This is a genomic window from Xylanibacter rodentium (assembly GCF_013166575.1).
GTDB lineage: Bacteria > Bacteroidota > Bacteroidia > Bacteroidales > Bacteroidaceae > Prevotella > Prevotella rodentium.
Map to the genome: position 1 here is coordinate 1 of NZ_JABKKE010000023.1, position 13,803 is coordinate 13,803.

10 protein-coding genes are annotated in these 13,803 nt (G+C 40.5%); all 10 read right to left on the reverse strand.

The features are described 5' to 3' along the window. The coding region (locus HPS55_RS11800) for an RHS repeat-associated core domain-containing protein (RefSeq protein WP_172324979.1) at positions 1-5,238 on the reverse strand (5,238 nt) is incomplete at its 3' end. 25 nt (positions 5,239-5,263) lie between these two features. Continuing rightward, on the reverse strand, positions 5,264-5,614 hold the full coding sequence (locus HPS55_RS11805; protein ID WP_172174852.1) for a hypothetical protein: 351 nt from the start codon (positions 5,612-5,614) through the stop codon (positions 5,264-5,266). An 83-nt stretch (positions 5,615-5,697) separates the two neighbouring features. Next, positions 5,698-6,039, reverse strand: a complete 342-nt coding sequence (locus tag HPS55_RS11810; RefSeq protein WP_172174849.1) for a hypothetical protein — start codon at positions 6,037-6,039, stop codon at positions 5,698-5,700. A gap of 7 nt (positions 6,040-6,046) precedes the next feature. Next, a complete protein-coding gene (locus HPS55_RS11815; protein WP_172174846.1) occupies positions 6,047-7,363 on the reverse strand; it encodes a T9SS type A sorting domain-containing protein in 1,317 nt (438 codons plus the stop codon). 300 nt (positions 7,364-7,663) lie between these two features. Further along, positions 7,664-7,762 (reverse strand): smalltalk protein, encoded by a 99-nt coding sequence (locus tag HPS55_RS14390; RefSeq protein WP_172174843.1) that lies wholly within the window; start codon positions 7,760-7,762, stop codon positions 7,664-7,666. Positions 7,763-7,804: 42 nt separating this feature from the next. After that, positions 7,805-8,275 (reverse strand): HU family DNA-binding protein, encoded by a 471-nt coding sequence (locus tag HPS55_RS11825; RefSeq protein WP_172174840.1) that lies wholly within the window; start codon positions 8,273-8,275, stop codon positions 7,805-7,807. A 287-nt stretch (positions 8,276-8,562) separates the two neighbouring features. Next, a complete protein-coding gene (locus HPS55_RS11830; RefSeq protein ID WP_172174837.1) occupies positions 8,563-9,387 on the reverse strand; it encodes a hypothetical protein in 825 nt (274 codons plus the stop codon). 6 nt (positions 9,388-9,393) lie between these two features. Beyond that, entirely contained in the window at positions 9,394-11,010 is a 1,617-nt protein-coding gene (locus HPS55_RS11835) for a C25 family cysteine peptidase (RefSeq protein WP_172174834.1), read from the reverse strand. Positions 11,011-11,014: 4 nt separating this feature from the next. Continuing rightward, entirely contained in the window at positions 11,015-11,647 is a 633-nt protein-coding gene (locus tag HPS55_RS11840; RefSeq protein WP_172174831.1) for a hypothetical protein, read from the reverse strand. A 56-nt stretch (positions 11,648-11,703) separates the two neighbouring features. Continuing rightward, the gene (locus HPS55_RS11845; RefSeq protein ID WP_172174828.1) at positions 11,704-12,987 is read right to left on the reverse strand and encodes a T9SS type A sorting domain-containing protein; all 1,284 of its coding nucleotides are present in this window, start codon (positions 12,985-12,987) and stop codon (positions 11,704-11,706) included. Positions 12,988-13,803: the final 816 nt, after the last annotated feature.

The following is a 13,803-nucleotide window of genomic DNA, read 5'->3' on the forward strand; positions in this document are numbered from 1 at the left end:
ACCTATCGTAAAGGCACGTCCACCGGAGGTCGCTCCTGAAAGCGCGAGCATACCATCCAGCGATGTAACACCGTCAACATAGCCAACGGTATTATACCCTTCCGAAACAATATTACCTATCAAGGAATTTACTCCACCCCATGTCCATTTGTTCAAAATCTGCCAAACATTCCCTCTAAACATACCCATGTCTATTTTCCATGAATTTACGGTTCTCTTCCAGTTATACTGACTCACATTAAAACCATGATTGAAAATATTGCCAACAAAATCAGTAACGGCATTGAATATTGTAAACAAAAAGAACTCACCATCAGGGTCATTATATTTCAAAGGATTATTCATAGCATAAGTATACCGATTGAAATTTTGAGACATTTCCGGCATCTGGATATAAGGATCGGGAGACAATAAACGCCCTAATACAGGATCATATAATCTGGCATTCATATTGATAAGTCCGAACAGAACAAGATGTTCGTGCCCGGTATATCCTCTCCCTAAGAACAATTCTGGTTCCTGTCCCTGTTGGTAGACCTGTTGAGTAACAGGATTCCTCAAACGTCCCCAGGCATCATAGCTCAATTCCTGAACTACAGTTCCATCTGAAGCCACAACATGTGTTATGCTACCCAAATAGTCTCGAAGGATATAGTATACCCCCGATGAAGATTCGTCCTTTACATATACCGCTGCCGCATTGTAATAATCACCAAACAAATAAAGTTTTTCCTTTGATGAATATGAGGTTTGATCCAGCTCATAACAATTTCCCAAATAATAACGGGTCAATATGTTATCTCCGTTTCGAGATAAATTCATCTTTACACGTTCATACTCCCCATTATAGTTAAATGTTGCAGTACAATTGTCATAACATATTGATATCGGACGCATGAAAGAAGCATAAGTAACTTTTTGGTTACAAACCAGCGGAACGTCACTACCCGACAATGTCATTCCGGAAACCGCATAAGGCTTTTGTGGAAATGTATATTCAAAAGTTCCTATATCACTTTTACAAGTAATATTACCTTTTACATCATACTGTGTCACTTTATCTGCATACGATGTCAATCTGTTCAAATTATCATAACCGAATTTTTCCGTAAGTCCTCTTGTCATATCTTTTCTTGATGACAGATTGGATGTCGTTACATCAAATACATACGAAAAATTCTGTAAACCGACTGACTGTCCGTTTGCACTTCTACCTGAGGGGAATCCATAAGCCGTAAAATCATATTTACGTGTTATTCTGCCTGTAACCACTTCCGTAGGCTGTCGGAACGAGTTTTCTTTAGACAACTTGAATACTGTTGTTGTTCCATTTAATTTGGCTTCGCTCAAATAACCGTTTGAATAAATATAATTTTCTGTAGCCAAAACACCCGATAGAGTTCTGTATTTTATTGTGTTTACATTACCATCCGCATAGGTATACTCTTTCTGCAACCACTTGCCATCAACAGCATTTTCTTTACAAACAGTCAACCTGCCATAAACATCATAAGAAAATGATTTCGACGTTCCATTGTCTGTAGAGATTCCTGTAAGTTCGCCAATATCATTATACTCATAGGAAGTCACAAATTCAGGAGTAATGGTCTTTACCACTCTGTTATATGAATCATATTCATTTTGGATGATATCACCGTCAGGATATTTTTCTTTTGCCAAATTTCCTGCTGCATCATATTCATATGATATAGTTCCCCAACTCGGGTCAACCAAACTTGTTTGTCTTCTGTACTCGTCATAGCCAAATGAAGTTACGACATTTCCCGGAGCCACAATAGAAGAAAGCTGTCCGTCTGCTGACAAATTATAAGTTACAGTTCCAGCAGAATCTTTAACAGAAATCAAATTATCTTGTGCATCATATTCCTTTGTTACAGAAATATTATCAGCAACAGTTGTCACTGTGTTTTCTTTATAACTATATACTGTCTTTTTACCTGAAGCCTCTGTACAAGACAAAATACGGTCATAAGCATCATAAGCATACGTATTCCATAATGACGCTGCTTTTCCGGTAAACGGTAACGATACTTTTTCCAAATTACCGTAAGAATCATATAGTTTATCAATACTTATTACAGAACCGTCAAATCGTATTTCACTATTTCTTACTTCCCTATTCAAAGCATCATAAACATCTATTGTTGACCGCTGATCTGTATTGATACGAGTAATGGAATAAAGTCCATCAGGCCCTGTCGACGACCAGGCATACTGGATTTTTTCTGTCGTACCATCAGGGTAGGTCACGGATATCTTACGTCCAAAAGAATCATAATCAAATCTCGTTAGATTTTTTTTATGGTCTTCTATTACCAGTAGTCTGCCAAACATATCATACCAAAATTTCTTTGTCAACTCCATTGGACTTGTGATTGCATAAATACGTCCATTAGAATCATACTCGTATACCGTTTTTAATTCATCAGAAGATGTGTATTTTTTTACAATTTCAGATATAGGATTTCCATAACGGTCATATTGGTATGTTTGCACTTCAACCTGTTTACCATTCTTATAGTAAGCTCTAACATTAAACAAACGTAAACGTGAAGAATAATCAAGAAGGCACATTCGTTCTGTATATGAGGAACCGTCACGTGTCACCGTGACAAGCTGATTTGTCAAGAATCCAAGATTATATCCGTCATCCACTTCCGGATTCGACGAATAAGTGTTGGACTTATGTACAGTTATATTTCCTGTATAAGATGTGCTTTCTTCTGTTGGATAACCATAATCATCATATTCATAAGAAGTGGTGGCTGAGACATTCTTAAGCAAATCAGTCTCCACCTTAGCTTTTAAACGGATCCTCGCTATTTTGTTTGACAGTGTTTTTATGTCATAAGTATATGACCTCTCGTAAGTTGGAGATTCTTCCTTTGTCAATACACAATAACGATACGGGCTATAAGTTTTATTTGTAAATTGTTCTCTTTTATCACAAATACCCATCATTTCAAATCCACAAAAGCCAAGCCCTTGTTGATGGAAAACAGCATTCTTATATTGAAATCTGTCATTTTCTATTCTATTACCATTTATATATGTCTCAGATGATGCTATAACAGGTAATGGCTCCAATATATTCACATAAGGAAAAACAGCATTTGACCCTTGCGTATATAAACCACCTCTATCATCGTTAATAAAACGGTATTCATTCTTTTCAACTACTCCAAAACTATTTATCATACCTGTAACCATAACATCTTTACCATCATCACGAGAGAATGAATATTTTGTCACAATATCCTTATTCAAACTTACCAACTGTGTAGAATTATTGCAAGTATTAATATTTGCAGGTACAATAATTGATTTGGAAGACGGGAATTTTGTATAAAATATATCATTACCAACCTTATTGTTACTTACAAGATATGTATAAAAACCATCTGTATCGTATTTGATTAGGTCAGTCTTTCCATCTCCGTTGACATCTTGTACAATGAAGCCGTTATCATCGGCATTACTATTATACGGTCCAACAAAACTTGAATAATCGAATTCTCCATTTCCTTTAGAATTATACATAAACCAGAGATTATCGTTAGTAGAAGTATTTGGAGGAGAAAGCAACAAATCCATAAGTCCATCTCCATTAAATTCTCCCAATATCACATCTCGATTGATCAAATTAGTTTTTTTCAAATTGGTATAGGTTGCCACCTTTCTTGCTGTCAATACATCTTTAACTACATCAAACGTATAAATATTTGTCCCATTTTCATTAATATGACATATATCTGTTTTGCCGTCACCATCATAATCCATTACCATCAATCGGTCTGTTTTGTTCATTGCTTCTTCAGGGTCAGTTTGATCTGTACCTAAAAATTCAACATTATACGCCAATAAATGGTCCTGATACAAAATTCTATCATTGGCTAAATCAAAAATATAACATATGGAAGGTTTGTTTGTATCACCAAACGGCTGATGCACGGAAACAGCGAGCACTTCCATCTTACCATCACCATTAAAATCACCTGTATAATAAAACTTCGGTTGTATACTCTTTCCGCCATCGGCATCAGTATATACTGTAGAAAAATTATACGTTCTTGTATAGTTTAAAGGAATTCCCATATAATGGGTATTATAAACAGCAAATGTTATTTGATCTGTATTGTTGACAACAGAATTGTTTATTTTTACAACACACTCCTCACGGTTCCCTTCTATATCCATACATAGAATATCAACAAAGCCTTTCTCTGTCAGAAGATTACGCACAGGAGCCACCATACGATCCTTCAAGTTTGTGAACAAGAATATTTTTTCATCCCCCGTAAATAAATTGTCGAATCTTTTTTGAGAATGGCGAAACGCTGTATGATGACGATGATGTTTCCAATAAGGATTCAAATTAGGTAGACATATCAATCCTTCTGATCCATTATCATAGTCAAACCTACCTTTTAACAGTTTTATATTATTGGGAGTCTCTGCAACATAATGTTCCAATAAATTTGTATTGCTATTTGTATAAAATGAGACTGTTTGCCCGTCACCATAATAAAAACATAACGGATTATAAGATTTTTCAGAAGCGATATAGTCAACCTGTTTCAATAACGAAACAGAATTCCGGGTCAAATAACTCAATTTATATGTACCCAATGCTACGCCCTTAAGCTTACACACAATACTTTCCAACAACTCTGATCCGTTTATCTTCAGACCTCCGCTATATGACAATAACGGGTCTTGGCGAGTAGTATATTTAAATTCTACAGAGACGTTATTATAAGATATATTCTTTATATTAAAATGATTATTTGAATATGAATATGTATAACTAATTTTGTTGCCATTCAGATCAGTTAAAGAAATCATCGGATAAAACAAATAATTATGCGTTCTTGATGTACTACCGAATATTCCTTTAGTACCATCAGGATAGTAAACTTCAAAATACTTCATTAGATTTTCTTTCATATTTATATACCCGACGACTTTGATATTTCCTTGTTCTGATTCGTATTGGATATAGGCATTCGTCCTTTCTGTTTTAATCAATCTGATACCATTTAACAGAAAAGAATCACTATTATCCATAATAACGCCTTGAGACTTCCCATCATAATACATAGACTTTCCACTACGTGAAATCATCGGCAATCCGGATATCGTCCACCCCATACCACACACGGAATTACCTTGTTGGCTATTATATACCAATGACAAACTGGGTTGAAAATTTTTCATGCCCGGATATAATTCTATAGGTATTTCATAAGTCCGTGCGCCTGTAGGTGAGTATCCTTTTTATAACTATTTGCCCCACCTCCTTGGACTTGTCCAAATCAACGGCGTTCGGTACATTATAACCAGATACAGGATAGCGTTGTGACGATGTGTCCGTATTAACGATTTGTCCCAATAAAGTTGTATCTGTTTCCTGTACAGTCACAGGAGGATACAAATTAGCCAAAATGGAATCTTCGTATTCTTCATACTGTTCATCCGTCCAATCTTTAAACATGTCATCATCTTCAATGCCGTCAGTCTCTTCAAGCACAGTGGCCTCCACTTGAACATTACATGTAAACAATATACAGATGAAATACAAAAACCTTTTCATAGACATTATCAATTTTTTTTGTGTGTACATTCTATATTTCCTCAAAACAGTATAAGAATTCTCTGTATCTGCTGATTGAAAATTTATTTATACACTACTGTTACTTCTATTCTATTCCCATTTGGGTCATAATCGTATTTATATGATTTTACAGGTCTACCGACAAACAGAGAACCACCTTTGGCCACTTCAAATTCACCTTCAAGAGATACATATTTTGGAGCCGCCAACATAAGAAATCCATTATCAGTAACAAACACATCCTTGACATGCAGCGTATCATTTCCTGTTACCGCCACACTCGCTGAAACGACCTTATCTACATAAGATTCTACATCTTTTACATTTTGTGACAATACGGAAACACCACCGCATATCGTCAGTAGCGCGACACAACAAATTCTTTTTAATTCAAAATAATCCATAATACTACTACTTTGTCAGTATCATCTTTCTCGTATTCACCAACTTGCCGTCCGCTATCAGACTGTACAGGTACATTCCGGCTGTCAGTCCCTCAGCCGTCACCGATACTGTCACCTCGCCGCGGTCATGTATCACCTCACTGCGTATCTGCTTGCCGCTCATGTCGTAGACGCAAAGCATGGCGTCGGTCACCGTCTCGGGAATGAACATACGCACAGCTGTCGCGTCAACAAACGGATTGGGATCGTTCTGCAAGAGCGACGCTACGGAAGACGACACCGTGCCGCCAACACCCGAAGTACCGCCATTTCCAACAGAAGAATCACTCTTAGGAACTGACATCATACGGCTGCCGATATTGCCACCCTGAAGAGATACTATCTGCGCCCGAAGCTCCTTTATAGACTCGACAAGCAAAGGAATCATCTCTATATAGTTTATCACTTTCGTCCCGTCATCTTTGGTATACACCAAATCCGGATATACAGCCTCGACTTCGTCCACCGACAGGGCGTAATGTTTCTTATTGTCATACTGTAACTCCATGGAAGTATAATCAACTGCAACCAGCGTAGAGTCCAAACCCGGTCGATTTACATAATCCCCAAGGCCATCTTCTGGCAGTTCACCCACTATGGGCACAAACGTGGAAAGATTCTCGGAAACAGCAGGCATGATGCCACCGGCTGCGGAACCGGAATTGGAATGGGAATCTGACAACGGGATACCATGTGAAATACCCAAAGGTACATACTCCTCAAGCGAAGGGCAGGTTAGTATACCGTCAATGATTCCCCTGACAGTTAGATTGCCGCGCACAGACACCTTGCCGTTGAAGTAGCCGGCATAGCGGTCTTTCAGTTTGCGGCCGTTCTCTTTCTCGTATATAGTTCCATATACTGCGGCACCGTTGCCCTTGCCCACAATACGCCCGAACACACCATAGTTCCAGCCCGATGTAGCATTGCCCGCCGTACCCATCACACCGAAAGCACGGCCTACATTATTATCAATACCATCTGAAGATGTGGCATTGCCGCTGACACCGACAAACATTTTCCCGCTTGCGGTTACCACACTCGACATGTTGCCACCATAAAGCCACGTGCCGCTACCGCCCATTGCCTGACTGAAGATTCCGCTGCGGTTGTCTCTCAGATAAAAACTGTACGTGCTGTCGCCAACTCCAGACATCGTAAAACGAGAAAGAGGGACACCGGTAGACAAGCCCATGGAGACATTGCCGTTGCTGTGAACCTTGAACTGCGGAAAAGCCGCTACACACTGAAAGGTAAAGACTAAAATCAAAAACAGGTTTTTCATAGTTTTTTTGGTTTAATGGGTTCATACTCATGCGCGTTCTCTCGCCATGGCAAAGCTGAAACAAGTTTCACTCTGCTTATTTGGCATAACGAAAACGTCAGCATTTCTTTTATATCGTGACAAATATAACAATTATAACGACAGATTATAACTTTTTAAGTAAAACATTAACTATATTTAACCTCGAAATAAAGATACTTTTTATATATTGGCCACACAAACAAGGCATGCGGAAGCAACAGCCACAATTACCGGCCGTCACTCCCGCATGCCATCATCGCATTATCTCTGCCGTCACCGTCAGGCCATCGCCTGAACCGCCCCCGTGGCACCGAGAACCGCCGTTGCCACTGCTATCAATACTTTAAGTATCAATGACAAATTGAACTTATTTTTCATCGAATATGGATATTAAATAATTGTTTACTATGCGACCCTTTTTCAGGCCCCGACCTCAGTCCCACTTCCGGGCTCATCGGTACCGGTGCCACCCTTCTCCACCGCGTTCGCAGGAAGCTCAGCCACACGGCATCCGTCGAGGAACGAGCGTATCCTGCGGCCAGTAGCGTCGATGCGAAGCTCAGGCTGGAATATCACATGCACACCCTTCACGTTCTGCTTGACGCTGAAATCGCCCGCGCTGTCGCTGCCCATGGTGCTCAAGCCTATCTTGAAAGCACCGAAACGGTCCAGTTTCACACGCTTGGAACTCTGAAGTTCCTTTTTCATCACGACAACAAGTTCGCTAAGCACTGCAAGGATGTCCGCACGCTTAACCGTACAGTTGGCCTCTATCTCCGCGGCAAGGTCGTCGGTGGTCACCGTGCCGAGAGCAACCGCACGGCCGTACCACTTCTTGTAATGATTGCTCTCCGAGTTGTTGTTCTGGTAAAGTCTGTAAAGCACTGCCATAATTCTCTTTCCTTTCTTTGTTTTTAATGGTTATAAATTATTGTTGAATCACTGTGTCTTTCCGGAAGACAATGCAAAGATACTACATTTTGATGCCCAATTCAAGCTTTATCAGGGTATACAACGCTATATACATGACGGTATGACACAGCCTTGGAACCCGCAAAAGAACAGCAAGAAAGAAACACAAATCCCCGGAAAGCCCTTTATTTGCAGGCTTTCCGGGAATTTATGCACCGATTACAGCAGAGTCTTCTATCGTTTCTATTTTATACGGTTTTACTATTTCACTTCACCAAAACCTTGCGGCCGCCTTTTATATATATTCCCCGGCGAGGTGTGCCAGTCACCTTGCGCCCGCTCAAATCGTAGAGCGAGGCATCTTCCGAAAGGGCCTTGTCCTTTTCCGACACTGCCACATCTTTGATGCCATCTGTTGACGCTAGGAAATCATCCGCCGTGAAAATACATACACCATCCTGAAAACACTTGACCATAGAACACCAATAGCCTTCACTACCTGAAATTGGCCACCCGGGGTGCATATAACAGTCTTGTACGTTCGCGCCGATACCTTCCACCCAATAGCCAAGATTCCCAAATTTGTTCCCCAAGGTCAATTTGCGACGTTCAATCCCACAAACATTTATCGTCTCTTCATTCATAACCTCAAACATAAAGTATGTGTAACCATAAATGGAATTATGATATACCGAGTCACCGACATGTAAGTTAAAATCCATACAATGACAAAAGCATAGACTGTCATAATTTTCAGGATGAGAACCATATTCATAAATAACCCCTTCCTCTTCCAGATAAATTTTATAATGATGAGGCTCTTTGGGAACACCCAACGAATCACCTATCAAAAGTTTCTTTGCATGGTGTCCGTCCACTATTGTATCTTCTACAACTGTTTCTGTCCAATAAGTTGTATCTTTCTTATAGTAAAATCCAATAGAATCCCCATGGAGTTTATAATGATGGCGGGCCCAAAGCCACGACTTGCCATCTTCAAAAAACTTGTTCTGCGAACTTGACTCCTGAGCCTTGGTCATGGTTGCAATAACACAAACCAGACTTATTAATATCAATTTAATGTGTTTCATAACTCTCTATTCTTTATTGTTTATTACTAATTCCGCACCTTGCTCCACTGTTATGGAATCTATGATAACATCAGAAGCGTTGATCGTTGTTGTTCCGCTCTTTATAACAACCGGTCCGAAAGACTTTTGAGAAGTCAGCGTATCTGCTATCTTCACTATATCACAATCGTACACTTTATTATCTGATATTGTTTCACCTTGGATAAGACACACTCTATAAATATCAGGAATATATCCCTGACTTGTTATACTTATTGTACTGTTGACAGGAAGATCCGTTAACGGTATTTCATGGCCGCAGTAATCTACCTTATAATAAGAAGCTCCGTCATCATCTGCACTCATGGCACACATGTTATATTCGTAATGATTGACGTCAATAGTAACAGGACCACTTGAATACATCGATTCTATTCTCTCAAAATGTTTCGGGGCTGAAATATAAATTGGCATTTCGGGGTCACCAATAGGATTGAGTCCAAACTGTACCCATCTTTCTGCATTATATATTGAAGAACTTGAAATCATGGCACTTTTGGCCAATGCTGCTATCTTGCCAAAATTCTTATCTTCCATGCTGTTTGAAAACAATTTCTTATAAAATGCCGATTCATATTTAAGATCAATACTGCCAGAAATATATGTAAGATGATACCAATTTTGTCTGGAACAACCAAGATATGCAACAACACCACTTGAAGAATTACGAATCAAACTTTCACTAAGACAAGGGTCTGCCGGACCGCCTTCATCAGATTCGTCAAAAGCGTTTGTCAAACAAGCTGTGGTTGTTATAATAGTTGAACCACAATTATTTTGCGTCATACCTTCATTAATTGTATATCCCCATCCCTTTTCCAAAATCCACCAACATTGTGAACCATGAGTTATCATATCCATGAAAGAATACCCCAACGACATCTGATGAGTAAGACTGTCAGCGTCCAATTCATAATCGGCTCCAGTTGGAAAATCTGTATATGTATCATAGAACTTTACCCGTATTCCATTCCAATAAGGTGCTATGTAGTTGGAATACAACTCGTCTCCTCTAACTTCCGCGTTTTTGATATCGGGATTTGTAGAATCATCATTCAATTTGTTACCACACATCAGAATATTATTATTCCAATGCAGTCCTTGTTCATAACATATCAATTTATCGACAAAAGCCGTAACATGTTCAGGCAGCCTAACAGGTAGACGTGTAACATAGATGTCCGGATAAAGATTTATATTGTCATCCGTCTCTCCATATATTCCGTTATTATTGCCGTCCCACTCAAAATTCTTTCCGAAACAAGCGTAATATAAATCAGTGGGGATTGTTAGATCTTTAGTTGGTGTATTACCGGCTACTACTTCACCATAACACCCCCTGACAGGAACAACTGTATCGTCACCGCCAAGTAATACATATTGCAGCCCGTTGTTGCGATAAAGTTTATAAAGGCAATTCTTCAGTTTTAATTGAATACCGTCACCCTCATAATCAGATTCGATATCTTCCATCGTTATTATCTTGGAATACAGCCCCTTCATCCGCTTCCATTTCAACAACGGCTCGAATGAAGACACCAACGAACGTTTTGTTATTATAACATAATCTATAGGATCTGTCACGTCATTACAGGCCGCCGGCCCGTATTGACAACAAAGAATCCACGACGTCGGGATTTTCGACAAGGCTTTTTATCATTGCGCCATCCATGCACCCACGTCGCATGGAATTGTTGGATTGACTGTTGCCCAATGTAATATCCAATTCTATCGAGTCTATGAAATAGAGATTTTTCTCTTGCGCGTCATACACAAAGGGACATGAAAGAAAATGCAGCACCGTAATGTCACCACATTCACTGGATGCCACATAATTACAATTTGACGCAGGATATACCGTCAATGCGTAAGGAGCCGAGTACGTAACAGGCGCGTCAGGAACGCTGTTAGTGGGCACAGGGAACGGGCTTTGTGCAACACGGACATTTGACCGGATTAATCTTTTGGTAAACTTAGGATATGACGATATGTACGGACTGTTACCGGAAACGGCGATATCCGTTGAGAACAAAGGCAGACACGGTTCATTGCTCGTCGGCAGGGTCGCCGGTTTGACGGGCGCAATCACCAGACATCCCTTTTCGTCGTAAGACAACTGAAAATCTTCTTCAGAAAAGGATATACTCACCTTTTCCGTTTTCAAAGCCGCTGACATTGTCAGCGAGACAAAAAGAAACAATAATATATTGAAGTATCTCATAAGCCCTCATTTTCATTTATTATAAGAATGTTTTCATGCGTCGAAAAATGAATGTATCATTTTGTCAGTATCATCTTTCTCGTATTCACCAACTTGCCGTCCGCTATCAGACTGTACAGGTACATTCCGGCTGTCAGTCCCTCAGCCGTCACCGATACCGTCACCTCACCGCGGTCATGTATTTCAGTGCGACGTATCTGCTTGCCGCTCATGTCGTAGATGCAAAGCATGGCGTCGGTCACCGCCTCGGGGATAACCATACGCACAGCTGTCGCGTCAACAAAGGGATTGGGAGCGTTCTGCGAGAGCGACGCTACGGAAGACGACACTGTGCCGCCAATACCCGAAGTACCGCCATTTCCAACAGAAGAATTACTCTTAGGAACTGACATCATACGGCTGCCGTTATTGCCACCCTGAAGAGATACTATCTGCGCCCGAAGCTCCTTTATCGACTCGACAAGCAAAGGAATCATCTCTATATAGTTTATCACTTTCGTACCATTGTCTTTGGTATACACCAAATCGGGATATGCCGCCTCGACTTCATCCACCGACAGGGCATAGTGGGTCTTGTCCTTATATTGCCTTTCCATTGAAGTAATATCATCTTTTGCCTTTAATAATAAGCTGTCATAAAGAATATGTTCCCAATCATCAGGGATATTTATATTACCTGATTTAATGTTAAAAGTAGAAATATTATCGGAAACGGAAGATGTATTATCATCCATACTCAAGGGACTCAAAACTAAAGAAGTACACTCATCCAACGACGGTCCTACTAATATACCGTCAATGAATCCTCTTACCGTAAGGTCACCACGAACCGACACCTTACCGTTGAAATACCCTGCGTAACGGTCTTTCAGTTTGCGGCCGTTTTCACGTTCATTAGTAGTTCCATATACTGCGGCACCGTTGCCCTTGCCTACAATACGCCCGAACACACCATAGTTCCAGCCGGAGGTGGCGTTACCCGCCGTACCCATAACACCAAAAGCACGACCCGCTTCATTGTCTATCCATCCCTTTGAAGTGGCATTACCGCTGACACCGACAAACATTTTCAAACTTTTACTGACCACACTCGACATGTTGGCGCCATAAAGCCACTTGCCACTGCTGCCACTGCCCGTTGCCTGACAGAAAATGCCGTTTTGTCTGTCTCTCAGATAAAAACTATACGTGCTGTCGCCAACTCCAGACATCGTAAAACGAGAAAGAGGGACACCGGCAGACAAGCCCATGGAGACATTGCCGTTGCTGTGAACCTTGAACTGCGGAAAAGCCGCTACACACTGAAAGGTAAAGACTAAAATCAAAAACATGTTTCTCATAAAAATTTAGTTTTTAATTGGTTCATATTCATGCGCGTTCTCTCGCCATGGCAGAGCTGAAACAAGTTTCACTCTGCTTATTTGGCTTAACGAAAACGTCAGCATTTCTTTTATATCGTGACAAATATAACAATTATAACGACAGATTATAACTTTTTAAGTAAAACATTAACCATATTTAACCTCGGAATAATGATACAGACTTTCCACATGTGCTTGCAATACCTCGGACTTGTTTTCAACAAAGAGCAAGCTGTGAATACGGCACAGATATTCGTGATGAGATTATGTACCGAGCGGTGTCCCGAATGCACAAATCCAAGTGCAAGCCCAACAGTGCCAATAGGCGCCCCGTCAACAATCGCCCCGAATGGGGCAGCAAGCTCATAGCCCGGGGCAGAGCGTAGCGGCACCCCGGGAACAACACGATTCATACATTCGCCTTGAAAGGGCAAAAGCATTAATTATCAAACACTTACAATTTTTACATCCCATATGTTTTTATGCTTTTGCCCTTTCAAGGCGCGGGGATTGGCGATGTTTGATTCCCGGGGTGCCGCTTCGCTCTGCCCCGGGCTATGAGCTTGCTGCCCCATTCGGGGCGCACACGTAGGAACGTTTTCGTCAAACCAGATGAGCAGAGTGAGACTTGTCTCAACTCTGCCATGGTGAGAAAACGAAAGATGAAATCCAACGTTTCCGCCAAACAAGAAGCCCGCTCTGTGTGTACGTACTATCATGTCTGAGGAAAGAAGGTAAAGGGCTGAACGGCCGATGAAACATGATAATACGGACACACATAACGAACAATCTGAT